This is a genomic window from Mesorhizobium sp. WSM4840, assembly GCF_055811755.1.
Window position 1 is genome coordinate 294,008 of sequence record NZ_JBVVQD010000003.1, and the last position, 24,523, is coordinate 318,530.

Sequence of the window (24,523 nt, forward strand, 5' to 3'; positions counted from 1 at the left end):
GCCGCGCTATGCACTCAACCGAAACCGTGTGACGTCGATGGCCGCGGCCATCAGCGTCTGCGTGTAGGTAGCTTGCGGATTGCTGAAGATCGCCTCGGTCGGCCCTTCCTCGACGATCTTGCCCTGCTTCATGACGATGATGTAGTCGGCCATGGCGCGCACGACCGCGAGATCGTGGCTGATGAACAGGTAGGACAGTTCATTATCTGCCTGCAGCTTGCGCAGCAGTTCGACGATCTGTTTCTGGACGGAGCGGTCGAGCGCCGACGTCGGCTCGTCGAGGACGACCACTTTGGGCTTGAGGATCATCGCCCGCGCGATGGCGATGCGCTGGCGCTGACCGCCGGAGAATTCGTGCGGGTAGCGATTGCGCGCATTCGGATCGAGCCCGACCTCGCGTAAGGCCTCGACCGCGCGCAGATCGCGTTGCCTGCCCGACAGGGTCGGCTCATGCACCAGAAGCCCTTCGGTAATGACCTGGCCGACGGTCATGCGCGGCGACAGCGAACCGAACGGGTCCTGGAAGACCAGCTGCAATTCGCGCCGCAGCGGCCGCATGGCCTGACGGTCGGCGGCGGAAATATCGCGATCGCCAAAGCGGATGAGGCCATCGCTTGGCAGCAGCCGCAGCAAGGCCCGGCCGAGCGTCGATTTTCCCGAACCCGATTCGCCGACGATGCCGATGGTCTGGTTGCGCTTCAGCCGGATCGAAATGCGATCGACGGCGCGCAGCAGCAGCGGCTCGCCGCCAAGAAATCCGCCGCCGATCTTGAAGGTCACCTCGACGTTCCTGCCTTCAAGCAGGACAGGCGCATTCGGAGGCGGCGGCGCCTTGGTGCCGGTCGGTTCGGCGGCGAGTAGCATCTTGGTGTAGGCGTGCTGCGGGTTGGCGAAGATCGCTTCCGCCTCGCCCTCCTCGACCACCTCGCCATAGCGCATGACATAGACCCGGTCGGCAAAGCGCCTGACGATGCCGAGATCGTGGGTGATGAAGACGATCGCCATGCCGAGCTTGCGCTGCAGTTCGGCGAGCAGCATGAGGATCTGCGCCTGGATCGTCACGTCGAGCGCGGTCGTCGGCTCGTCGGCGATCAGTATGTCGGGGTCGTTGGCCAGCGCCATGGCGATCATGACGCGCTGGCGCTGGCCGCCCGACAACTCGTGCGGATAGGATTTCATCCGCCGCTCCGGATCGGGAATATGGACCAGCCGCAAGAGCTTTAGCGCCTCTTCGCGTGCCTCGGCGGCGCTAAGCCCGCGATGCCGGCGGATCGGTTCGATCAGCTGATTGCCGATCGAATAGAGCGGATCGAGCGAGGTCATCGGCTCCTGGAAGATCATGCTGATCTTGCGGCCGCGGATCTGATTGAGCTCGGACTTGCTTAGGGTCAAAAGATTGCGGCCGCGATAGTCGACGACGCCTGTCGCCTCGCCGTTCGAGGCCAGCAGGCTCATCGCCGCCATCATCGTCTGGCTCTTGCCGGACCCGGATTCGCCGACCACGGCAACGGTTTCGCCTGCATTGACGTGGATGTTGATGCCTTTGACGGCTTCGACCGCGCCGTCGAGCGTTCGGAAGCGGACCCGAAGGTCCTTGACGCTGAGGATCGTTTCGGAAGCGACCATCTCAACGATCCCTGGGGTCGAGCGCGTCGCGCAGCCCATCGCCGACGAAATTCAGCGCGAACAGCGTGGAGACGAGAAAGAAGGCCGGGAACAAAAGCAGCCAGTTGGCCGAGCCGATGTTCTGGGCGCCGACCGAGATCAGCACGCCCCAGCTGGTCATCGGCTCCTGGACTCCAAGCCCAAGGAACGACAAAAAACTCTCCAGGATGATGACCTGCGGCACCAGCAGCGTCATGTAGATCACCACCGGCCCGAGCAAATTGGGGATCACATGGCGCAGCAGAATGCCGCGCTGGCCGACGCCCATGGCTTCGGCCGCCTGGACATATTCCTGCCGGCGGATCGACAGCGCCTGTCCGCGCACGATGCGCGCCATGTCGAGCCACAGCACGGCGCCGACGGCCAGGAACATCAGCACGAAATTCCTGCCGAAGAACACCACCAGCATGATGACGAAGAAGATGAACGGCAAAGAATAGAGCACGTCGACGATACGCATCATCACCTCGTCGATCTTGCCGCCGGCAAGGCCGGCGGTGGCGCCGTAGAGCACGCCGATGACCACGGCCACAATGCCGGCAAGCAGGCCGATGGCCAGCGATATGCGCCCTGCCATCAGCGTTCGGGACAGGAGATCGCGGCCCGTATTGTCGGTGCCGAACAGGAAATATTGCTGCTTGATCGAGGCACTCATCACCATTTCGAGACCGTCCGGCGATTTGCTCTCGATCTTTGTGTCATCAAATGTATCGGAACGATCAAGGTAGCGAATGTTGCGGTCGTCGATCGGCTTCGACGATCTGACGGTAACGAACACACGGCTGCCCTCCTGCCGCCACTCCTTGATGTCGACGCGCATACGCCTGATCGCCTCATCGAGAGCGCCTTCGATCATGTCGGCCTTCGGATAGGCGGAAAAGCTCGGCGGCGTACGGACATAGTCGGCATAGATGGTGGTGTATTGGTGCGGCACGAAATAGGGCCCAAACACGCTGATGACGGCGATGAAGGCAAGATAATAGATGCTGAACATGGCCGCGCGATTGGCCTTGAGGCGCGCCCAGGCATCGCCCCACAGGGAGCGGCCGACGACGGCCGGAGCGGTGGCTGCGATGTCAGTCATAGCGCACCCTCGGATCGACGACGGCATACATGACGTCGACGATCAGGTTGAAGATGATGGTGAACAGCGCGATGACCACCACCGTTCCCATGACCAACGTGTAGTCGCGGTTGAGCGCAGCAACGACAAAATGGCGGCCGATGCCTGGAATGGAGAAGATGGTCTCGACGATGATCGAGCCGGTGAGAAGCGCTGCCGCCGCCGGACCGGTGAAGGAGACGATCGGCAGGATGGCGCCACGCAGCGCATGTTTCACCACCACCGACCAGTCGGACAGACCGAGCGCGCGGGCGGTGCGGATGTGGTGCGAACGCAGCGATTCGATCATCGAGCCGCGCATCAGGCGGGCGACGATAGCGATCTGCGGCAGGGCGAGCGTCAGCACCGGGCCGATCTTGTTGATCAAGGCGCCGTCGCCCCAGCCGCCGATCGGCAGCAGTTTCCAGGTCAGACCGAACAAGAGCTGAATCACCGGCGCGATGACGAAGGTCGGGATGGTGCTGCCGGCGGTCGCCAGCGCGATCACCGAGTAATCGGCAAGCTTGTTCTGGTTGAGCGCGGCAACGGTGCCGAGCACGCTGCCGAGCAACAGCGCCAGGATGAGCGCCGAAGCGCCGAGCTGGACCGAGATCGGCAGACCTTCCCTGAACAATTCGCCCACAGTGAAATCCGGCATGTTGTAGCTCGGACCGAAATTGCCGCGCAGCAGATTGCCGAGATAGTGGACATATTGCAGCCAGAGCGGGTCATTAAGGCCGAACTGCGCTTCAAGATTAGCCTTGATCTCGGGGCTCAGGCCCCGCTCCTGATTGAACGGGCCGCCAGGCGCGACACGTATCAGGAAGAACGCCATGGTCACGATGACGAACAGCGTCGGGATGGCGGTCAGGAGCCGCCGGAATACGTATCGCAGCATCGGTTCCCCGCTTGACCTAGAGCGACGTGCGTCCACTTGGACGCACAAAGTACGCTCTAGCGCTTCAATCTTCGCATCGTGCTTCCCGAAAATCGATTCCGATTTTCGGGCCGATGCGATGGCAAACCGGAGCTGCCGCCCCTAACGCATGACCCGAACCGAAGGTTCGGAAAGGATCATGCGCAAAATCAAGGCGTTACAGCGCCCTGTGCGCGTCCCAAAGGACGCGCGGCGCTGTAAAGGAGCGGCAGTCCGCCAAGGAGGTCAGTCCTTGGAGATGAAGCGGGACGGATGCACATCCATAACGTTATCCTCGAAGCCATGAAGCTTCGGAGAAACGATATCCTTGTAGCTATAGTAGAGAAGCGGGATGTTGCCGACCTCGTCGACGAGGATGCGCTCGGCCTCGGCGAGTTCTTTCATGCGCTCTTCGGGCTTGCCGCCGGCGGCGGCAGCCTCGTCCATAGCCTTCTCGAATTCCGGGCTGTTGTAGCCCGAATAGTTGTTGCCGCTTGCCTTGCGGGAGATGCCGAGGAAGGTTTCCGGATCCTTGTAATCCGCAATCCAGCCGGCACGCGCCACGTCGTAGTCGCCCTTCTGCTCAAGGAAGGAGTAGTGGGTCTTGGTGTCGGTGTTGAGCAGCGTGACTTCGACGCCGAGCGGCTTCAACTGCTCCTGGATGGCGACCGCAGTGTTCTTGTGGTTTTCCGACGTGTTGTAGCGGATTTCCATCTTCAGCGGTTTCTCGGGCGTATATCCAAGCTTCTCGAGTACCTTCTTGGCCTCATCCTCGCGGTCGATCTGCGACATCTCCGCGTATTTGGCCATTGCCGGCGTATAGCCCTCAATGCCTGGAGGCACCATCGAATAGCCGGGCAGCATTGAGTTCTGCCAGACCTTTTCGGCAAGGAAATCGCGGTCGACTGCCATGGAGATGGCATTGCGCAGTTCGACGTTGTCCCACGGGGCCTTGTCGGTCTTGATCGCAAAATAGTAGGTGCCGAGGTAAGGCCCGACGCGAATCTGATCGCCAAACTTGGCCTTGAGGTCGGCGAGCTGCTCGGTCGGGAGGTCGTCGTAGCTGTCGAGTTCGCCGGCCTCGAAGCGCTTCATCGCCGACGAACGATCTTCGGTCGGGATGTAGTTGACGACGTCGAGCTTGACGCTTGCAGCATCCCAGAATTTCGGATTCTTGACCAGTTTGATGTGGTCGTTGGGAACCCACTCCACCAGTGTAAAGGCGCCGTTGGAGACCAAATTGCCCGGCTTGATCCACTCGGCGCCGAGCTTTTCCATGGAGGCCTTGCTGACCGGATAGGCCGCCTGGTGGGTCAGCATTTCGAGGAAATAGGGCGTGGGCGCCTTCAGCGTCACTTCCAGTGTATTTGCGTCGATTGCCTTGACGCCCATCTCCTCGGGCTTCGCCTTCTTGGTGTTCACCTCCTCGGCATTCTTCACGGGATAGAGCATCGAAGCGTATTCGGCGCCGGTGGCCGGATCTTCCAGCCGTTGGAAAGCGTAGACGAAGTCATCTGCTGTGACCGGAGCACCATCCGACCAGACGGCGCCCTTGCGCAGCTTGAAGGTGTAGACGGTGCCGTCGTCCGATACTGTCCAGCTTTCGGCGGCGCCCGGGATGAGGTTCGCCTTTGCGTCCTGCATGGTCAGCCCCTGGAACAGGTCACGCAAAATATTTGCTTCGTAGATTGTCGAGGTCTTGTGCGGGTCGAGCGACTCCGATTCGGCGGCGCTGCCGCGGTTATAGACGACCTCGGCGAAGGCCGGCGTGTAGAACGTGCCGGCGGCCAAGGCCATGGTTGTGGCGAACACCGTCGCCTTCAGCATGTTTTTCAGCATGAAGTTCTCCCTGTCGAGGCGGCCCTTCAGCTACGCCTCATGAGTGTTGACGCCCCGAGACCGATTAGATGGCTCCTTTGAGCGCGCCGCCGGTTCCCTTTCCGGCAGCTGGTGGCCAAACAGTAACGTGGCGATTTTTTATTTCAACAGACTCGTGAGGTCACCCTAAGTAAGGCGCAGCGACAGCCACTTTGCGACCGGCAGAACAGCGGTCGAAACCATTGACTTGGCTCCGTTTCTCCCACTCAAGCATTCGTTTCCGGCAAGAAATCTGTCGTCGATTCCACTTTGTCGAAATGTCTTAAGCCGCCTTTAAGCAACCACGGGTTACATCTTGCGCGGGCTTCGGTATGTCCCGATGGGCGAAGGACATGAACAGCACAGAAACTAAGACAATCTCTATACAACAGCGTAAAATGCACCCGTTAACACTCAAATTACGCCAGTTTAGAGATCAGTTCGGTACTTCTGCGATCGAGTTCGCGCTGCTTTCACCCATTTTTATCCTACTTTTGCTCGGAATGGTTGCATACGGAATCTATTTTGATCCAAGCAACTCGGTGCAGCAGATCGCGGCGGACGCCGCCCGCACGGCGATAGCCGGGCTGAATGAGGGCGAGCGCCAGGCACTGGTGACCGGTTTCGTCAACACCAATGCCGGCGGATATCCGTTCGTCGATTCCACCAAGCTGACCCATCAGGCCAAGGACAGCACCGCCGACGGAAACCAGTTCGTCGTGTCCATCCAATACGATGCCCGTAACTTGCCGGTCTGGAATCTGTTCCCGGCGCTGCCCATGCCTGGAACCACGATCTCACGCGAGTCGACAATACGGGTCGGTGGCATCTGAAAGTCGGAAACTTTGCCGGGGAGGATCGGCCGGGCCGCCCGCTCGATGCTTGGCGACCTGAAGGCGAACTTCACCGTCATGACGGCGCTGTGCGCACCGTTCGCGCTGGCGCTGGCCGCCTTCACCATCGATGAAGGCTCGATCTATGTGGAGCGCCGGGAGGCTCAGTCGCTGGTCGATCTTGCGGCAATCACCGCCGCCTCCAACATCAACAACATTGAGGCCGCGGTGGTGACCACGCTCGGCGACAACGGAATGCCGGGTATCGTTGTTCAGAAGGCAGGGCAGACGATCACCCCTGCCCTCGGAAAAACCGTCGTGTCGGGTCACCGCCGGCCGATATTCACCAGAGTCGTCGCTCGGCGTCGACAAGCGCTTCAAGGCCGGCAAGACGCCCTACAACGCCGTCCATGTCACGCTGAAAAAGATTCCTGCCCGCTATTTCGCAAGTTCGCTTATCCCTACGCCGGTCATCGGCACCCAAGCCGTTGCCAGCGTAGCGCCGCAGGCGATGTTCTCTGTCGGGTCCAGGCTGCTCAGCGTCAATGGCGGCATCCTCAACTCGCTTCTCAGCGGGCTACTGGGCGGCAACATCTCGCTCAGCGTCATAGACTACAACGCGCTGATCGCTGCTGACGTCAACCTTCTCTCGTTCTTCGACGCACTTGCCGTCCAGTTGCAAACTGACAGGTGTCAGCTATTCGGAGGTGCTGGCTTCGAAAGCGACGGCGGGCCAGATAGCCACCGCCATGGCTGATGTTTCACCTGTTGGCAGCACCAGCAAGCTTGCTTTGCAGACAATCGCATCAAGGACCACCAGCACGGTCAAGATACCGCTCAATCATCTTGTCGACCTTGGATCAATGGGCCAACTGGGCCTCGGACAAAAGTCGGCCGGTTTTTCGGTCGACGCTAGCGTCATGGGTATGCTGACCACCGCCGCTGCACTGGCCAACGGCTCGAAGCAGGTCGAGCTCAATCTCGGAGCCACCATTCCGGGGCTTACCTCGACCACACTTGCCATCGCCATCGGCGAACCTGCGCAATTCTCGCCGTGGCTGACAATCGGCGAGAAGGGCGCCGTGGTGCGCACGGCGCAGACACGAATTAAGCTGGTTGCCTCCGTCGGCATCGGCAATTCGAATCTCGGAGGCGGCACCACTCTCCTGGCCGTCAATCTTCCGCTGCATATCGAAGTGGCCTACGCCGAGGCCAAGCTGACCGACATTAGTTGCCCGACGGGGCGCCCGGACAGTTTGGAGGTTTCCATCGCGGCGCGCCCGGGCGTTGCCTCGCTGCATCTTGCGCCAGCGATGCCGACAGCAGCCCCACCGCCTTTGCCGATTTCAGCAATCCACAGTCGTTCTCTAATGCACAGATCGCGGCAGTGAGGCTTTTGCTCATTCCATTGCTGTCGGTGAACGGGTCTGCAGCGCTTGATATCACCAACAACGATCCGACGACATTGACCTTCAACAGCACCGAAATCGCCAACAAGACGATAAAGACCGCTTCTACGAAAAACCTGACGCAATCCCTCTCACCACATCGCTTGTCGATGAACTGTCGCTCTCGATCAATGCGCTGGGACTAGGGCTGCTGAACGTAACCGCCCTGCTTGGAACGGTAAAGCCGGCGGTGATTGTGGCTCTGAACGCTGTGACGGCGCCGGTCGACGAATTGGTTTATAACGTGCTTGCGGCACTGGGCGTGCATGTCGGCGAGGCAGATGTCCGGGTCATGGGCGCGACTTGCGGGCGCTCCGTGCTCGTTCAATGAGTTGACAAATGAAGACATCAGCCGGCTCGTCCGAGGAAGCAGCCCAAAGGCGGCAGCGACAGAATTTTTCCCTGCCAGGCGGCACCAGCGCCAAGATCGATCGTCTCTGCGACATCGATACCCTGCGGCAACGGCCATTTGGCCGGCTCCTCGGCGAAATTGAAAAGGCAGAGCAGCTTCTCGCCGCCGCCTTCGCGAATGAAGGCAAGCACATCGCCCTCGGCATCGAGAAAGCGGATCGAACCCTGTACCAGCGCGGCATGCTGCCTGCGCAAGGCCAGCATCGCCCGGTAGCTGGCTAGAACCGACTTTGCCTCGCCGTTCTGGACATCGACGGCGCGGTCGCGATGGCTTTCTGGGATCGGAAGCCACGGCTTGCCTGTTGAAAACCCGGCGTTCTCGGCGCCTTTCTCCCATACCATCGGCGTGCGGCATCCATCCCTGCCCTTGAACCCCGGCCAGAAGCGGATGCCGTATGGATCGCGCAGATCCTCGAACGCCAATTCGGCTTCCTCCAGCCCGAGCTCCTCGCCCTGATAGAGGCAGATCGATCCACGCAGGCATGACAGCAGCGCGATCGAGAATTTCGCCACCGCCTCCGGATTGCCGCCGGGCCTTGTCCAGCGCGTCACGTGGCGCACGACATCGTGGTTGGAAAACGCCCAGCAGACCCAGCCGTCGGAGACAGCACTCTCGAACGCTTCGACGCATCCGCGCACGTGTGCGGCCGAGAATTGCGGTCCGAGCAGGTCGAATGTGTAGCACATGTCGAGCTTGTCGCCGCCGCTGGTATAGGCGGCGAGCGTCTGCAAGGAACGGGTTTCGTCGCCAACCTCACCGACAGCGGCGCGGCCCTCATATTCGTCGAGCAGGGCCCGAAAACGGCGGAGGAAAGCGAGGTTTTCGGGCTGTGTCTTGTCGAACAGATGCTCCTGATAGAGGTAGGGATTGGTTTCGGTGTTGGTGCCGGCAACGCTCGAAGCCAAAGGCGGATTGCTGCGCAGCCAGCGGTCATGGACATAGTAGTTGACCGTGTCGAGCCGAAACCCGTCGACGCCGCGCTCCAGCCAGAACCGCACCGTTTCCAGCAGGGCGTCCTGAACCTCCGGATTGTGGAAATTGAGGTCCGGCTGCGAGGCGAGGAAATTGTGCATGTAATATTGCCTGCGGGTCGCGTCCCACTCCCAGGCTGGGCCGCCGAAGACCGACAGCCAGTTGTTGGACGCGGTGCCGTCAGGCCTCGGATCGGCCCAGACATACCAGTCCGCCCTGGGGTTATCGCGGCTCGCGCGGCTTTCGACGAACCATTCGTGCCGGTCGGACGAATGCGACAGGACCTGGTCGATAATGACTTTCAGGCCGAGACGGTGGGCCTCGACGGTCACCGCGTCGAAATCCTCTGATGTGCCGAACATCGGATCGACGGCTGTATAGTCGGATACGTCGTAGCCCATATCGGCCATCGGCGACTTGAAGAAGGGCGACAGCCAGACGGCGTCGGCGCCAAGCGATGCAACATGAGCCAGCCTTGAGGCAACGCCGCGCAGATCGCCGCTGCCGTCCCCTGTCGTGTCCTGGAAGGAGCGCGGGTAGATCTGGTAGATGACGCAGCCGCGCCACCACTGGCCGTTCTCACTTGCCACCGCCGTTCTCCTTTATCTGAGGTTGCGCGGCTTTGTGTTCGATCATGAAAATCACCGTTCGCCCTGGCACCGGCCGTGAAATTCCTGCTGCGCCGCCCGGTGTTTCGATGGCTGGCTCCCAGCGAAATCCGTCGCGCTCCGGCAGCGTGAACATACACGCCCGGCGATCGCCATTGATGACCACGGCAAGGCGGCAATCATCGCCGCCGAGCATCATGACCAGGCGGTACCGCCCCGGATCGTGCCAGCCTGCCTCGTCGAGCGGCGTGCCGGTTTCAGTGAGCCAGACGACGTCCGGTTTTTCTGATCCCGGCGGCGGCTCTCCGGTCAGGAAGCGCGTGTCGGAAAGCGCCGGCACGGAACGACGCATCGCGGCGAGCAGAACGGCGTATTGTTCCAGCGCCTGGTCGCGCCCGGCCCAGTCGAGCCAGGTGATCTCGTTGTCCTGCGCATAGGCGTTGTTGTTGCCCTTCTGGGTGCGGCCGAATTCGTCCCCGGCCGTCAGCATGATCGTGCCGCGCGAGGCAAACAGCGTGGCCAGCAGCGCACACTGGTCATCGAAACGGGCCGTAACGATCGCCCGGTCGCCGGTCTCACCCTCGACGCCATTGTTCCAGGACAGGTTGTCGTTGTGGCCATCGCGGTTCTGCTCGCCATTGGCCTCATTGTGCTTGTGCTCATAGGCAACAATGTCGGCCAGCGTCATGCCGTCATGCGCGGCGATGAAATTAACGCTGCGGCTTGTCTGCCGGCCTGGCTTGGCAAACACGTCGGACGAGCCGGCAAGCCGGGTCGCCAGCGCGCCGACCATGCCGCTATCGCCGCGCCAGAAGCGGCGGATGTCGTCGCGATATCTGTCGTTCCATTCGAGGAAGGGCGGCGGAAAATTGCCAAGCTGATAGCCGTCCGGGCCGATATCCCAGGGCTCGGCGATTAGCACCCGGCCGCCGAGGACCGGATCGTTCCGAATAGCCCTCAGCAACGGTGCCGCAGCGTCGAACACGCCATCGACCCGACCCAGAATGGGCGCCAGATCGAAGCGGAAACCGTCGACGCCGGCATGGCAGACAAAGTGACGAAGCGTTTCGAGGACCATTTCCTGGACGACCGGATGATCGCAAGCGACGGTGTTGCCGGTGCCGGTGTCGTTAGCCAAGCTGCCGTCCGGCCAATGCCGGTAGTAGGCGCGGCTGTCGAGTCCGCGCAGCGACAGCGTCAGCCCAAGCCTGTCGCATTCGCCGGTGTGGTTGAAGACAAGATCGAGGATGACGCCGATGCCGGCCTCACGCAGTGTGGCGGCCGTCTGCCGCAATTCCGCGAGACCGCCGGGCGCGAGGCGCGGATCGAGCGCCATGAAGGTCACGGGATTGTAGCCCCAGGCATTACGCAGCCCGAGCGCCGGCAAATGCCGCTCATCGATCGATGCCGTCACCGGCATCAGTTCAACCGCCCCGACTCCGAGCTTTTTCAGATGCTCGACGATAGCCGGATGGGCAAGCGCTGCAATCGTCCCGCGCCGGGGCTTCGGGATGTCCGGATGCAGCATGGTGAAGGCGCGCACCGGCACTTCGTAGATCAGACCACCGGGTTGGAATAGCGGCGGCAAGGCAGGCACCGGTTGCGGCAGGGTGGCGGCAATCGCCTTCGGCAGCAGCGGCGCGGTATCGGTGCCCTCGCCCCGGCGCGCGGCGAGCCTGCCGTCATAGACATAGGGCCTGTCGACCTCGACGGCATAGGGGTCGACCAGCAGCTTGTCGGGATCGAACCAAAGCCCATTCTCGGGCGCATACTCGCCATCGGCGCGAAATCCGTATCGGGTGCCGGCGGCGAGGCCGGCAACGAAAACCGCGTGAACGCCCTCGCCTTCCGACTGGAGTTCGAGCCGGTCGATCTCCCGGGTTCCTTCATCGTCGAAGATCGAGACCCAGATGCGCCGAGCCGACGAGGACCATGCGGCGAAGCGAACGCCTTCTTTGGCGATGATTGCGCCGAGCTGGCTCACGCGCACTCACAACAGCAGATCGTAGACGGTTTGAGCGGTTGGCAGGTTGGCTCCCCCTTCTCCCCTTGGAGAAGGGGGAGCCAAAGGCGACGGATGAGGGGTGCTCCAGCCTGGCACCTACGACGATCCGTCCAACACCCCTCAACCATCTCGGCGCTACGCGCCAATCCACCTTCTCCCACAAGGGGAGAAGGAAAGGCGCGCCGCGCCAGCTTCACGTAATCACGCTCGGCTTGACGCGGCCGGTATGGCTACGAATCCCGGCGATATCATCGGCTGCCGCAATCAAGTCGGCAAGCGCCTCCTGCGTGTCGAGATCGTGCCTGGACTTGTCCGGCTCGTAGCGCTCGATATAGACACGCAGCGTCGCCCCCGAGGTACCGGTGCCGGAGAGACGGAAGACGACGCGCGATCCGCCTTCGAATAGCACCCTGATGCCCTGGTTCCTGGCTATCGAGCCGTCGACCGGGTCGTGGTAGGCGAAATCGTCGGCGCTGGCGATCTTCATACCGCGCACACTGGTGCCGGGCAAGGAAGCGAGTTTCGGCCGCAATTCGTCGACCAGCGCATTGGCCCGGTCGGTCTCGATCTCCTCGTAGTCATGGCGCGAGTAGTAATTGCGGCCATAGGCGGCCCAGTGCTCGGTGACGATCTGCTTGGCGCTTTCGCCGCGGGCAGCAAGGATATTGAGCCACAAAAGCACGGCCCACAGCCCATCCTTTTCGCGGACATGGTTGGAACCGGTTCCGGCACTTTCCTCGCCGCAGATCGTTGCCATGCCGGCATCGAGCAGATTGCCGAAGAATTTCCAGCCGGTCGGCGTTTCATAGATGCCGATGCCGAGCTTTTCGGCGACGCGATCGGCCGCACCGCTGGTCGGCATCGAACGCGCAATGCCCTTCAGGCCGGCCTTGTAGCCCGGTGCCAGATGGGCGTTCGCGGCGAGCATGGCCACCGAATCCGACGGGGTGACGAAAATGCCTTTGCCGATGATCAGGTTGCGGTCGCCGTCGCCATCGGAAGCGGCGCCGAAATCCGGCGCGTCCGGTCTCATCATCTCGTCATAGAGGTGCTTTGCGTGGACCAGGTTCGGGTCTGGATGGTGGCCGCCGAAATCCGGCAGGGGAATGAAGTTGCGGGCGGTGCCGTTCGGCGCGCCGAGCCGGTTCTCCAGGATCTCCTTGGCGTAGGGACCGGTCACGGCATGCATTGCGTCGAAGCGCATGCGGAAACCCGATTTGAACAGTGCGCGCAAGGCATCGAAATCGAACAGGCTTTCCATCAGCTCGGCATAATCGGCGACCGGGTCGACCACCTCGACCGTCATGCCGCCCGCCTCGACCGTGCCGATCGTGTCGAGATCGACCGTGCCGATGTCGGCGATCTTGAAGCTCGAAATCATCTTGGTTTTGGCGAAGATCGCGTCGGTCAGCTTTTCCGACGCCGGCCCGCCATTGCCGGCATTGTATTTGATGCCAAAATCCTCGTGCGGGCCGCCCGGATTGTGGCTGGCCGACAGGATGATGCCGCCGAAGGTCTTGTATTTGCGAATGATGTTGGAAGCGGCCGGCGTCGACAGGATGCCGCCCTGCCCAACCATCACCTTGCCGAAGCCATTGGCCGCCGCCATGGCGATGGCCTTCTGGATTACCTCGCGATTGTAGAAGCGGCCGTCGCCGCCGATCACCAGGGTCTTGCCCCTAAATCCGTCCAACGCATCGAAGATCGACTGGATGAAGTTCTCGGCATAGTGCTCCTGCTGGAACACCGGCACTTTCTTGCGCAGCCCGGAAGTGCCGGGCTTCTGGTCTAAGTAGGGTTTGGTGGCGACGGTTCGTATCATGCGTCAGACAGCCCTTTTCGATAGCAGCAAGCGATAGAGTTCGAGGTATTTTTCCGCGCTTTTGTCCCACGACACATCGGCCTTCATGCCTTGCCGCTGCATCGACGTCCAGATCGTGGGGTTGGCATGCGCCTCGACCAGCCGGCGGATGGCGTGCAGCAAGGCGCCGGCATCGGCGGGCGCGAACTGGAAGCCGGTCGCCACACCTGCCGAAACGGCCGCTTCATTGGCGTCGATGATAGTGTCGGCAAGACCGCCGGTGCGGGCAACGACCGGCACGCAGCCATAGCGCAGGCCATAGAGCTGCGTCAGCCCGCAAGGCTCGAAGCGCGACGGGATGACGATGGCGTCAGAGCCGCCCTGCATGGTGTGGGAAAGCGCCTCGTCGTAACCGACGACGACGCCGATGCGACCGCGATGGCGGGCGGCGGCGGCCAGCAGCGCGCCTTCGAGGCCGGCATCGCCCGACCCCAGGATCGCCAGGCGCGCACCCCTGGCAACGATCCCGTCGACGGCCGCTGCCAGTATGTCCATGCCCTTCTGCCAAGTGAGCCGGCTGATGACGCAGACGATCGGACTGTCGTCGCGGTCGAGATTGAAACGATCCTCGACGGCGGTCCGGTTGGGGTGCCGCGCCTTCAATGTCTTGGCCGTGTAGTTGGAGACCAGATGCTTGTCGGTTTCAGGGTTCCATATCTCGGTGTCGATGCCATTGACGATGCCATAGAGATCGACGGACCGCATGTTGATGAGGCCATCGAGCCCCATGCCGAATTCCGGCGAGCGGATCTCCTGCGCATAGGTCGGGCTGACTGTGGTGATGGCCCAGGCAGCCTGCAGGCCAGCCTTGAGAAAACCGACGCCGCCGTAATATTCGACACCGTCGAGCGCCATGGCCGCCGCCGGCAAGCCAAGCTCGCCAAAGATGCCGGCGCCAAACTGACCTTGGAAAGCGAGGTTATGGACGGTGATCATCGACGGCGTGCCGACCGCCTTGCCGAAGCGCATGTAGGCCAGCGTCATCGCCGATTGCCAATCATGGGCATGGACGATATCCGGCTGGTAGCCCGAGATGGCGCCGCCGGCGATGTCGCCACCAGCCTGGCTCAAGGCCGCGAAACGCCGCCAATTGTCCGGCCAGTCGGCGCCGGTCGCATTGCCATAGGGGCCGCCGGGACGGTCGAACAGATGCGGCGCGTCGAGCACGAACAGGTCGAGCCCGGCGATCTGGACGGCATGGACCGAAGCCTTGCCGCCTTGCAGCAGCGGATAGTGGTGTACGGGTTTTTTCTTCTTGAAGGCCTCCATGACCTGGGGATAGCCGGGAACAAGCGTGCGCATTGTCACGCCCTTACCCGCCAATGCGATGGGTAACGCGCCGGTCACGTCGGCAAGCCCGCCAGTCTTGATCAGAGGGAATATTTCGGGCGTAACCGACAAGACCTGCATTCACGACAATCCCAGTTTGTCGATCATGGCCTGGGTGACGAGGCAGATGCCCTTTTCGGAAACGCGGAAGCGCTTGGCGTCGAGGACGGGATCCTCGCCGACCACGAGGCCTTCGGGAATCCTGACACCATGATCGATCACCACGCGCTTCAATCTCGCGCTGCGGCCGACGTGGCAGTCAGGCAGCATGACGACGTCCTCGAGCGTCGAATAGGAGTTGATGCGTGCGCCGGTGAAGATCAGGCTTCGCTTCAGCGAAGCGCCTGAGACAATGCAATCTCCCGAGACGAGCGAGGATACCGCCGAGCCACGGCGGCCATCCTCGTCATGCACGAACTTTGCCGGCGGCTTCAGCTCGGCATAGGTCCAGATCGGCCAGTCGCGGTCGTAGAGGTCGAGCTCCGGCGTGATGTCGGTGAGGTCGATATTGGCTTCCCAATAGGCGTCGACGGTCCCGACGTCGCGCCAGTAGGCTTCGTTCTCGGCGGTCGAGCGCACACAGGATTTGGCGAAGCGATGGGCGATCGCCTTCCCGTGCTCGACGACATAGGGGATGATGTCCTTGCCGAAGTCACGGCTTGAGCCCGGTTCGGCCGCGTCGCGGCGCAGTTGCTCCATCAGGAACTTGGTCTTGAACACGTAGATGCCCATCGAGGCCAGGGCAAAATCCGGCTTGTCGGGAATGCCGGGCGGATCGGCGGGTTTCTCGATGAAGGAGATGATGGTGTCCTTCTTGTCGACATGCATGACGCCGAAGCCGGTCGCCTCCATGCGCGGCACTTCGAGGCAGCCGACAGTGACGTCGGCGCCGGCGTCGACATGCTGGCGAAGCATCAGCTCGTAATCCATCTTGTAGACGTGATCGCCGGCCAGGATGACCATGTATTCGGGGCCGTAGGCCTCGATGATGTCGATGTTCTGGTAGACGGCATCGGCCGTCCCCTCATACCATTGCGTTTCCGATACGCGCTGGCTGGCCGGCAGGATGTCGAAGCTCTCGTTGCGCTCGGGCCGCAGGAAGTTCCAGCCGCGCTGCAGGTGGCGGATCAGCGAGTGTGCCTTGTACTGGGTGGCGACGCCGAGGCGGCGAATACCGGAATTGAGCGCATTGGAGAGCGCAAAATCGATGATGCGCGTCTTGCCCCCGAAATAGACCGCGGGCTTGGCGCGCCGGTCGGTCAACTCCCTCAGGCGGCTGCCACGGCCGCCGGCCAAAACATAGGCCATGGCATCGCGCGCCAGCGGCTGGGTCCGTTTTATCTCTGCCATTTTTATCCTCCCAAGTTACGCGCTGCGAGACATCGCTTAGTCCGGAGCAAGTTCGAGCATGATCGTCGACAGCGGCGGCAACAGCATCGTCGCCGAGATGCCTCCTCCTTCCGCCCGAGCCTCGACGGCACCGCCATTGCCCTTGCCGGAACCGCCATAGTCGGTGGCGTCCGTGTTGATGATCTCGCGCCATCTTCCAGCCGTCGGCAACGGCACGCGATAATCGTCACGCGGCACCGGTGTGAAATTGGAGATGACGGCGACCGGGTTTCCGCCCGGCGCGCTGCGCAGCCAGGCAAAGACAGAGTTCGCGCTATCGTCGACGATCAGCCAGGAAAAGCCCTCCGGCTCGCAATCGCGCGCATGCAACGCCGGGCGTGAGCGGTAGAGATAGTTGAGATCGCGCACCGTCTGCCAGACGCCGCGATGGGCCCGGAAATCGAGCAGGTTCCAGTCGAGTGCGCGCGCCTCGCTCCACTCGCGGCGCTGGGCGAATTCCTGCCCCATGAACAACAGCTTCTTGCCGGGGTAGCCCCACATGAAGGCGTAGTAGGCGCGCAGTGTTGCGAATTTCTGCCAGTCGTCGCCGGCCATCTTGCCGAGCAGCGTCCCCTTGCCGTGCACGACCTCGTCATGGGAGAGCGGCAGCACGAAATTCTCTGAGAAGGCGTAGACCAGACCGAAGGTGATGTCGCCGTGGTGATGCTTGCGAAAAATCGGCTCTTTGGAGAAATACTCCAGCGTGTCGTGCATGAAGCCCATGTTCCACTTGAAGCCGAAACCCAGCCCGCCCTCATGCACCGGCTGCGAAACTTTTGGCCATGAGGTCGATTCCTCGGCGATCGTCATCACACCCGGATGATGGCCGTAGACTTCCTTGTTCATCCTCTGGAGGAAGCTGACCGCCTCAAGGTTTTCGCGCCCACCTTTTTCGTTGGGAATCCATTCGCCGGCCTTTCGCGAATAGTCGAGGTAGAGCATCGAAGCGACGGCATCGACGCGCAAACCGTCGACATGGTATTTCTCGGCCCAAAACAGCGCATTGTTGACCAGGAATGAGACCACCTCGCGCCGGCCGAAATTGTAGATCGCGGTGTTCCAGTCGGGATGGAAGCCCTTGCGCGGGTCGGCATGCTCATAGAGCGCGGTGCCGTCGAAATTGGCCAGGCCATGCGCATCCACCGGAAAATGCGCCGGCACCCAGTCGAGGATGACGCCGACGCCGGCGCGGTGGGCGCCGTCGACGAACCGGGCAAAACCGTCCGGATCGCCGAAGCGGGCCGACGGTGCGTAGAGGCCCGTCGTCTGGTAGCCCCAGGACGGGTCATAGGGATGTTCGGAGATCGGCATGAATTCGATATGGGTGAAGCCCGTGTCGACGACATACGGGATCAGCCGGCCGGCAAGCTCGTCCCATGACAGGAAGCTGCCGTCGTCGTGAAGCTGCCAGGAGCCGGCGTGGACCTCGTAGATCGACACCGCCTCGCGCCTGGGATCGGCGTTGCGCCAGAAATTGCGGTGCGCCTCGTCACCCCATTGATGAGCCGGCGGAAGCGCCGTCACCGAAGCGGTGGCCGGGCGCAGTTCGGACTTGAAAGCAAACGGATCGGCCTTCAGCGGGAGTCTCACGCCATCGGGCCCGATGATCTCGTATTTGTAGGGTCGGCCGGCGCCGATGTCGGGAATGAACAACTCCCAGATGCCGGTGTCGCGGCGGACGCGCATCGTATGCCTGCGGCCGTCCCATTCGTTGAAGTCGCCGACCACCGAAACGCGCCTTGCATTGGGCGCCCAGACGGCGAAATGCACGCCGGACGCACCCTCGTGATCGATGAGATGCGCACCAAGCTTGTCGAACAGCCTGAGGTGCGAACCTTCGGCGATGTAATAGTCGTCCAGCGGACCGAGCACCGGACCGAACGAATAGGGATCGGTCAGCCACCAGTCACCGCCGGCATTGCGCGCGTGATAGCGCAGCGGCTGACGCTTTTTGAGCGACAGGCTGCCCTCGAAGAAGCCGCCTTCGTCGCGCCTGGAGAGTTCGCCGACTTTCTTGCCGGTCAGCGTGTAGGCAGTGACGAACTCGGCATGAGGGACGAAGCAGCGGGCGACAAAGCCCTTGTCAACCTCGTGCACACCGAGGACAGCGAAAGGATCACCATGCGTGCCGGCGACAATTGCCGAGACATCACCGGCTGACGCCAGTCCATCCGGCCCGCTTGTCGCAGCGGTCGCGCGCGGCTTCCTCATCAGGCAGTGACCCTCCCCGGCACCCGGACCACGTTGTTCGTGGCCTCATGCAATCATATCAGACGGGCACGTTCCAGATTTCTTTCGCATATTGGCGGATCGTACGATCGGACGAGAACCAGCCGACGCGAGCGACATTGCGGATTGCCTTGGCATACCAATCCGGGCTGTTGCGCCAGACGGCGTCGACATCGCGCTGGGTGGAGGCGTAGGCATCGAAATCCGCGGCGACCATGAACCAGTCGCTCTGATAGAGGCCGTTCATCAGGTCGCGATAGCGTTCCGGATCGTCAGGCGAAAAGACGCCCGACGAAACGGCAGCCACTGCCTGCGCCAGTTCGGGAGAGGCTTCGATCACCGATCGCGGATCGTAGCCGTTGCTGCGCCGCTCGGCGACCTCTTCGGTGGTCAGGCCGAAAATGAAGATGTTGTCGTCGCCGACGCATTCCTTGATCTCGACATTGGCGCCGTCGAGCGTGCCGATGGTCAAAGCACCGTTCAGCGCAAACTTCATGTTGCCGGTGCCGGAGGCTTCCATGCCGGCAGTCGATATCTGCTCTGAAAGATCGGCGGCCGGCATCATGATCTCGGCCAGGCTGACATTGTAGTTCGGCACGAACACCACTTTGAGCAAGCCGCGAACGGCCGGGTCGCGGTTGATGACCTTGGCGACGTCGTTGGCGAGTTTGATGATCAGCTTGGCGTTGTGATAGCTGGGCGCCGCCTTGCCGCCGAAGAACTTGACGCGGGGCATCCAGTTGCGCTCCGGATGGGAGCGGATCTGGTCGTAGAGGGCGACTGTTTCGAGGATGTTCAGGAGCTGGCGCTTGTATTCGTGGATGCGCTTGATCTGGATGTCGAACAGCGCCGAGGGATCGACCTTGATGCCGAGGCGGTCGGCCACGAGGTTGGCAAGCTTGGCCTTGTTCGCCCGCTTGACTGCCGCGAACTTGTCGCGGAAGGCGGCGTCGTCGGCAAAGGCATCGAGCTCTTTGATCGCGTCTATATCGTCGAGGAAGCGGTCGCCGATCGCCTCGCGGGTGAGCGCGGTAAGACCGGGATTGCACTGGATCAGCCAGCGCCGCGGCGTGATGCCGTTGGTCTTGTTGTTGATGCGGTCGGGGTAGAGCCGGTGGAGCTCGGCAAACACCGTTTCCTTCATCAGCTCGGTGTGAAGGGCAGAGACGCCGTTGATCGAGTGCGAACCGACAAAGGCCAGATTGCCCATGCGCACGCGGCGCTCGCCGTTTTCCTGTATCAGCGAGATTTGACTGATCTGCTCGTCAGAAAACTGGTCGGAGGCGCGCGCCTCCAGCAGCACTTCTGCGTTGATGGCGTAGACGATCTGCATATGGCGCGGCAACAGCCGCTCGAACAGCGGCACCGGCCAGCTTTCGAGCGCCTCTGGAAGCAGCGTATGGTTGGTATAGCCGAAAGTGCGCTTGGTGATGCTCCAGGCCTGGTCGAAATCCATGCCGTGGACATCCATCAACAGGCGCATCAGCTCGGGCACTGCGATGGCCGGATGGGTGTCGTTCAGATGGATCGCCGCCTTGTCGGGCAGCGACTGCAGGTCGCCATACTGGCTGAGATGACGCTGAATGATGTCCTGCAACGATGCGGTGGAAAAGAAATACTCTTGCCTGAGCCGCAGCTCCTGACCGGCCTTGTGGGAATCAGCAGGGTAAAGGACGCGCGACAAGGCATCGGCCTTGTTGCTCTCGGCGAGCGCGCCGATGTGGTCGCCGGCGTTGAACTTGTCGAGCAGGATCGGATCGATCGGCATGCCGGACCAGAGCCGCAGCGTGTTGACGCGGTTGGCCCGCCAGCCAACCACCGGCGTATCGTAGGCAACCGCCAGAACATGTTCGATCGGCTTCCAGACGTGGCGCTCAAGCCTGCCGTCCTTCGAGGTGATCGATTCCACCGAGCCGCCGAAACCGACCTCGAATGAGCGTTCGCGCCGCTCGAACTCCCAGGGGTTGCCGTGATCGAGCCAGGTCTCGGGCAGCTCAACCTGCCAGCCGCCATGGATTTCCTGCCGGAACATGCCATTGGCGTAGCGAATGCCATAGCCATGCGCGGGAATGTCGACGGTTGCCATGCTTTCCATGAAGCAGGCGGCGAGCCGGCCGAGGCCGCCATTGCCAAGCGCTGCATCTGGTTCGAGGGCCGCGATGAGGTCGAGGTCGACGCCGAGAGACCGCAGCGCTTCGCGCATATTGTCCATCAGGCCGAGATTGGAGAAGGCGTCGCGCATCAGGCGGCCGATGAGGAATTCCAGTGACAAGTAATAGACGCGCTTTTCCTGATGGGCGTAGGCCTCTTGCGTTGCCTGCATCCAATGATCGACGATATGGTCGCGCACGACCTTTATCGAGGCCGTGAGCCAGTCGTATTGCGTCGCGACGCTGGTCCCCTTGCCGAGCCTGTATTTGAGGGCCTTCAAGACTTCGTCGGCAAGCGCCTTTGGATCGGAGTTTTCGAGAATGGGAGCTTTGGATGTCATCGCGCGCGTCATGCTGCCTCTCGTGCGGTTGCCATGATCATACCGGCTTTCACCATTCCTCCCAGCCCATGCTAGCGCATATTGTTAAGCGTTCAATCGAGTTAGATTGCCGCGGGGAAGCTTACCCAACGGCAATTAGAAACTCAAAGGCGTCGCGTTTGGGCGGCCTCTGCGACGCGCCTTAGTTCTTAACTATGTGCATGTCGTCATCCCAAAACCGCTGCGGGGCGACATGCATCAGGCCGCCAGTGCCGCCTCCGGCGGAAGCTTCGCCCCGGTCATGAAGGCGACGGCGTCGGACATCGTATATTGCTTGGGATCGATGACACAGAGGCGACGGCCCAGCCGATGGATGTGAATGCGGTCGGCCACCTCGAAGACATGCGGCATGTTGTGCGAGATCAGCACGATCGGCAGGCCGCGCTTCTTCACGTCGAGGATCAGTTCGAGCACGCGGCGGCTCTCCTTGACGCCTAACGCCGCCGTCGGCTCATCCATGATGACCATCTTCGAGCCGAAGGCGGCGGCGCGCGCCACCGCCACGCCCTGGCGTTGGCCGCCCGAGAGCGTTTCCACGGCCTGGCTGATGTTCTGGATGGTCATCAGGCCAAGTTCGGTGAGCTTGTCGCGCGCGCGCTTTTCCATTGCCGGGCGGTCGAGCATGCGCAGCCAGTCGCCCAGAAAACCCGGTTTGCGGATCTCGCGACCGAGGAACATGTTGTCGGCGATCGACAGCGCTGGCGACAGCGCCAGGTTCTGGTAGACGGTTTCGATGCCGGCTTCGCGGGCCTCGATGGGCGACTTGAAGAGCACCTGCTTGCCGTCCAACTCAATGATCCCCTCGTCCGGGACGACGGCGCCCGAGATCGCCTTGATCAGCGTCGACTTGCCGGCGCCATTGTCGCCGATCACGGCCAGGATTTCTCCCGGATAGAGATCGAAGTCGCAGCTGTTCAGTGCGGTAACGCGGCCGTAGCGCTTGACGAGGCCACGCGCGGTGAGGATGGGCTCCTGGGTCATGGTTACACCGAAACCTTTCTGATCCACTGGTCGATCGCCACGGCGCCGATGATCAGCACACCGGTGAGCAGCACTTTCCATTGCGGATCGGCGCCCAGCATGTTGAGGCCCATCGAGACGACGCCGACGATCATCGCACCGAACAACGTGCCCAGAATCGAGCCGCGCCCGCCGAAGAGGGAAATGCCGCCGATCACCGTCGCGGTGATCGCCTGCAAATTATAGTCGGTGACGGCTGCGGACGGCGAGATCGAGCCGTTGCGGCCGATCGAGACCCAGGCAGCGAAAGCGGCGATCAGCCCGGCAAGGGTGTAGACCGAGATCAGCACCTTCTTGGTCTGGATGCCCGACAGCTTGGCCGCCTCCGGGTCGTCGCCGACGGCGTAGACATGGCGGCCCCAGGCCGTGTGATTGAGCACGTACCACAGGATCAGCACCAGCACGACCATGGCAATGACGCCGAACGTCAGCACCGCCGTGCCGACCTTGAAGTTCAGGCCGAACAGATGCAGCAGCGGCGCCTGGACGTCGACGTCGGCATCGCGGATCGTCTCATTGGCCGAATAGATGAAGTTCGTGGCCATGACGATGTTCCAGGTGCCGAGCGTGACGATGAAGGGCGGCAGCTTCATGTACGCGACCAGCAGGCCATTGAGCAGCCCGCAGGCCGCGCCGGCGGCAAGCCCGATCACCACGGCAAGCAAGGTCGGCAGACCATAGGTGACCGCGCAATTGCCCATGATCACGGCCGAAATCACCATGATCACGCCGATTGACAGGTCGATGCCGGCTGTAAGGATGACCAGCGTCTGCGCGGCGCCGAGAATACCGACGATGGCGATCTGCTGCAGGATCAGCGTCAGCGTGTAGGACGAAAAGAACCGTCCTCCAATCGTGACGCCGAAGACAGCGATCGACAGAACCAGCACGATCAGCGGCACTGCAGCCGGAGTGGAATGCAGGAAATGCTGGATGCGCTTGACGATCGACGTGCCGTGCTCGTCAAAAGCAGCAACGCTTGTCTCGCTGTTCGAGAGAGCCTTTTCGAATTCCTGAACCTGAGCCATGTTTCCTCCCGTGGGGCTTCAGCCACGCCGACGCCCGTCCAACCATTCCCGATCTGCCGCCGGGATTGCTCGCGCTTGCGATTACCGCATCGTCCACCCGAAGCGGCCGGGGATCAAGCCCCGGCCGATCGGTTCTGTTGCCTGTCAGACCGGCATCAGCCCCAGCACTTGGCAAGGCCTTCCTTGGTGTCGATGGACTTCACGCCCTCCGCGGGCTTGTCGGTCACGAGGTTGACGCCCGTGTCGAAGAAATCCTTGCCTTCGGTCGGCTTGGGCTTCGTCCCGTCCTTGGCGAAAGCGGCGATCGCTTCGATGCCGAGTGCCGCCATCTGCAGCGGATATTGCTGTGAGGTCGCACCGATCACGCCCTCGGTGACCGACTTCACGCCGGGGCAGCCGCCGTCAACCGACACGATCAGCACGTTGCCTTCGAGGCCCACGGCCTTGAGCGCCTGGTAGGCGCCGACGGCTGCCGGCTCGTTGATGGTGTGGATGACGTTGATGCCGGGGTCCTTCTGGAGAAGGTTCTCCATCGCCTTGCGGCCGCCTTCCTCGTTGCCGTTGGTGACGTCGTGGCCGACGATGCGCGGATCGTCCTCATCGCCGATCTTGTTGGGGTCCTTCACGTCGATGCCGTAGCCCATCATGAAGCCCTGGTCGCGCAGCACGTCGACCGTCGGCTGCGAGGGCGTCAGGTCGAGGAAGCCGATCTTGGCATCCTTCGCCTTGTCGCCGAGCGTCGCGGCGGCCCACGCGCCAATCAGCTTGCCGGCCTCCAGATTGTCGGTCGCGAAGGTCGCATCGGCGGCGTCGAGCGGATCAAGCGGCGTGTCCAGCGCGATCACGAGCAGACCGGCGTCCCGTGCCTTCTTCACCGCCGGGACGATGCCCTTGGTATCCGACGCGGTGATCAGGATGCCCTTGGCGCCGTCGGCGATGCAGCTTTCGATCGCCGCCACCTGGCTCTCGCTGTCGCCGTCGATCTTGCCGGCGTAGGCTTTGAGCTCGACGCCGAGTTCTTTGGCCTTGGCGGACGCGCCTTCCTTCATCTTGACGAAGAACGGGTTGGTGTCGGTCTTGGTGATCAGGCAAGCTCCGACATCCGCGGCGGACGCAGCCGAGGTGAACGCCATCAGGCCCAGTCCGGCCGCGGCAAACACGGTGGATTTTAGTAGTGTTGTCTTGGTCACGATTTCCTCCCAGTGGAACCATTTCGGATGCCGGCCAACCGGCATCTGCACAAAGCATTCAGACGACTTCTCCCGGCGTGGACGCCTGCCCCAACAGAATACCAGACCGAGGGTCCTGTCAATAATTAA

At 62.0% G+C, this 24,523-nt stretch carries 19 protein-coding genes; 4 read left to right on the forward strand and 15 right to left on the reverse strand.

Going from position 1 to position 24,523, the window contains the following annotated elements; all coding sequences use genetic code 11:
* Positions 1-6: 6 nt before the first annotated feature.
* The 4 genes from AC0L3I_RS07055 to AC0L3I_RS07070 form a co-directional block, all read right to left on the reverse strand.
* The gene (locus tag AC0L3I_RS07055) at positions 7-1,626 is read right to left on the reverse strand and encodes an ABC transporter ATP-binding protein (protein ID WP_473484711.1); all 1,620 of its coding nucleotides are present in this window, start codon (positions 1,624-1,626) and stop codon (positions 7-9) included.
* Position 1,627: 1 nt separating this feature from the next.
* A complete protein-coding gene (locus tag AC0L3I_RS07060; RefSeq protein WP_473484708.1) occupies positions 1,628-2,749 on the reverse strand; it encodes an ABC transporter permease in 1,122 nt (373 codons plus the stop codon).
* Entirely contained in the window at positions 2,742-3,665 is a 924-nt protein-coding gene (locus AC0L3I_RS07065; RefSeq protein ID WP_473484705.1) for an ABC transporter permease subunit, read from the reverse strand. The genes AC0L3I_RS07060 and AC0L3I_RS07065 overlap by 8 nt, the downstream gene beginning before the upstream one ends.
* A gap of 264 nt (positions 3,666-3,929) precedes the next feature.
* Positions 3,930-5,522 (reverse strand): peptide ABC transporter substrate-binding protein, encoded by a 1,593-nt coding sequence (locus AC0L3I_RS07070; protein WP_473484702.1) that lies wholly within the window; start codon positions 5,520-5,522, stop codon positions 3,930-3,932.
* A 416-nt stretch (positions 5,523-5,938) separates the two neighbouring features.
* Between AC0L3I_RS07070 and AC0L3I_RS07075 the strand changes: the two genes are divergently transcribed.
* Together AC0L3I_RS07075 and AC0L3I_RS07080 are read left to right on the forward strand one after the other, a co-directional pair.
* Entirely contained in the window at positions 5,939-6,373 is a 435-nt protein-coding gene (locus tag AC0L3I_RS07075; protein ID WP_473526511.1) for a TadE/TadG family type IV pilus assembly protein, read from the forward strand.
* Positions 6,374-6,418: 45 nt separating this feature from the next.
* Positions 6,419-7,009 carry a pilus assembly protein TadG-related protein gene (locus AC0L3I_RS07080; protein ID WP_473526415.1) on the forward strand — a complete coding sequence of 197 codons (591 nt, stop codon included), beginning with the start codon at positions 6,419-6,421 and terminating at the stop codon, positions 7,007-7,009.
* A gap of 61 nt (positions 7,010-7,070) precedes the next feature.
* Here the strand turns inward: AC0L3I_RS07080 and AC0L3I_RS07085 are convergent, their stop codons facing one another.
* Positions 7,071-7,202, reverse strand: a complete 132-nt coding sequence (locus AC0L3I_RS07085) for a hypothetical protein (protein ID WP_473526416.1) — start codon at positions 7,200-7,202, stop codon at positions 7,071-7,073.
* A 34-nt stretch (positions 7,203-7,236) separates the two neighbouring features.
* Here AC0L3I_RS07085 and AC0L3I_RS07090 point away from each other — a divergent pair, with 34 nt between their 5' ends.
* Entirely contained in the window at positions 7,237-7,764 is a 528-nt protein-coding gene (locus AC0L3I_RS07090) for a hypothetical protein (RefSeq protein WP_473526417.1), read from the forward strand.
* A 253-nt stretch (positions 7,765-8,017) separates the two neighbouring features.
* Positions 8,018-8,152, forward strand: coding sequence for a hypothetical protein (locus AC0L3I_RS07095; protein WP_473526418.1), 135 nt, complete (start codon positions 8,018-8,020; stop codon positions 8,150-8,152).
* A 17-nt stretch (positions 8,153-8,169) separates the two neighbouring features.
* On the opposite strand, the gene bglA is transcribed toward AC0L3I_RS07095, so the two are convergent.
* From bglA to AC0L3I_RS07145, 10 genes are all read right to left on the reverse strand, one after another.
* Positions 8,170-9,795, reverse strand: a complete 1,626-nt coding sequence (gene bglA / locus AC0L3I_RS07100) for a beta-galactosidase BglA (protein ID WP_473526419.1) — start codon at positions 9,793-9,795, stop codon at positions 8,170-8,172.
* The gene (gene glgX, locus AC0L3I_RS07105; RefSeq protein WP_473526420.1) at positions 9,785-11,797 is read right to left on the reverse strand and encodes a glycogen debranching protein GlgX; all 2,013 of its coding nucleotides are present in this window, start codon (positions 11,795-11,797) and stop codon (positions 9,785-9,787) included. Before glgX ends, bglA begins: the two co-directional genes overlap by 11 nt.
* Positions 11,798-12,011: 214 nt before the next feature.
* Positions 12,012-13,640: an alpha-D-glucose phosphate-specific phosphoglucomutase gene (locus AC0L3I_RS07110; protein WP_473484692.1), complete on the reverse strand. Its 1,629-nt coding sequence runs from the start codon at positions 13,638-13,640 to the stop codon at positions 12,012-12,014.
* Between the two features lie 3 nt (positions 13,641-13,643).
* Entirely contained in the window at positions 13,644-15,089 is a 1,446-nt protein-coding gene (gene glgA / locus AC0L3I_RS07115) for a glycogen synthase GlgA (RefSeq protein ID WP_473484690.1), read from the reverse strand.
* Positions 15,090-16,358, reverse strand: coding sequence for a glucose-1-phosphate adenylyltransferase (gene glgC / locus AC0L3I_RS07120; RefSeq protein WP_473526421.1), 1,269 nt, complete (start codon positions 16,356-16,358; stop codon positions 15,090-15,092).
* Positions 16,359-16,394: 36 nt separating this feature from the next.
* Positions 16,395-18,608: a 1,4-alpha-glucan branching protein GlgB gene (glgB, locus tag AC0L3I_RS07125; protein ID WP_473526422.1), complete on the reverse strand. Its 2,214-nt coding sequence runs from the start codon at positions 18,606-18,608 to the stop codon at positions 16,395-16,397.
* 58 nt (positions 18,609-18,666) lie between these two features.
* On the reverse strand, positions 18,667-21,129 hold the full coding sequence (locus tag AC0L3I_RS07130) for a glycogen/starch/alpha-glucan phosphorylase (RefSeq protein WP_473526423.1): 2,463 nt from the start codon (positions 21,127-21,129) through the stop codon (positions 18,667-18,669).
* A 225-nt stretch (positions 21,130-21,354) separates the two neighbouring features.
* Entirely contained in the window at positions 21,355-22,137 is a 783-nt protein-coding gene (locus AC0L3I_RS07135; protein ID WP_023802796.1) for an ATP-binding cassette domain-containing protein, read from the reverse strand.
* 2 nt (positions 22,138-22,139) lie between these two features.
* Entirely contained in the window at positions 22,140-23,204 is a 1,065-nt protein-coding gene (locus tag AC0L3I_RS07140; protein ID WP_473526424.1) for an ABC transporter permease, read from the reverse strand.
* Positions 23,205-23,359: 155 nt separating this feature from the next.
* Positions 23,360-24,337, reverse strand: a complete 978-nt coding sequence (locus AC0L3I_RS07145) for a substrate-binding domain-containing protein (protein WP_473526512.1) — start codon at positions 24,335-24,337, stop codon at positions 23,360-23,362.
* Positions 24,338-24,523 lie beyond the last annotated feature (186 nt).

Coding starts and splice junctions, on each gene's coding strand:
- AC0L3I_RS07055 (WP_473484711.1), bottom strand. CDS start 1,626: ATGGTCGCTTCCGAAACGATCCTCAGCGTCAAGGACCTTCGGGTCCGC.
- AC0L3I_RS07060 (WP_473484708.1), bottom strand. CDS start 2,749: ATGACTGACATCGCAGCCACCGCTCCGGCCGTCGTCGGCCGCTCCCTG.
- AC0L3I_RS07065 (WP_473484705.1), bottom strand. CDS start 3,665: ATGCTGCGATACGTATTCCGGCGGCTCCTGACCGCCATCCCGACGCTG.
- AC0L3I_RS07070 (WP_473484702.1), bottom strand. CDS start 5,522: ATGCTGAAAAACATGCTGAAGGCGACGGTGTTCGCCACAACCATGGCC.
- AC0L3I_RS07075 (WP_473526511.1), top strand. CDS start 5,939: ATGCACCCGTTAACACTCAAATTACGCCAGTTTAGAGATCAGTTCGGT.
- AC0L3I_RS07080 (WP_473526415.1), top strand. CDS start 6,419: ATGCTTGGCGACCTGAAGGCGAACTTCACCGTCATGACGGCGCTGTGC.
- AC0L3I_RS07090 (WP_473526417.1), top strand. CDS start 7,237: ATGGGCCAACTGGGCCTCGGACAAAAGTCGGCCGGTTTTTCGGTCGAC.
- AC0L3I_RS07110 (WP_473484692.1), bottom strand. CDS start 13,640: ATGATACGAACCGTCGCCACCAAACCCTACTTAGACCAGAAGCCCGGC.
- glgA (WP_473484690.1), bottom strand. CDS start 15,089: ATGCAGGTCTTGTCGGTTACGCCCGAAATATTCCCTCTGATCAAGACT.
- glgC (WP_473526421.1), bottom strand. CDS start 16,358: ATGGCAGAGATAAAACGGACCCAGCCGCTGGCGCGCGATGCCATGGCC.
- glgB (WP_473526422.1), bottom strand. CDS start 18,608: ATGAGGAAGCCGCGCGCGACCGCTGCGACAAGCGGGCCGGATGGACTG.
- AC0L3I_RS07130 (WP_473526423.1), bottom strand. CDS start 21,129: ATGACGCGCGCGATGACATCCAAAGCTCCCATTCTCGAAAACTCCGAT.
- AC0L3I_RS07135 (WP_023802796.1), bottom strand. CDS start 22,137: ATGACCCAGGAGCCCATCCTCACCGCGCGTGGCCTCGTCAAGCGCTAC.
- AC0L3I_RS07140 (WP_473526424.1), bottom strand. CDS start 23,204: ATGGCTCAGGTTCAGGAATTCGAAAAGGCTCTCTCGAACAGCGAGACA.
- AC0L3I_RS07145 (WP_473526512.1), bottom strand. CDS start 24,337: ATGGCGTTCACCTCGGCTGCGTCCGCCGCGGATGTCGGAGCTTGCCTG.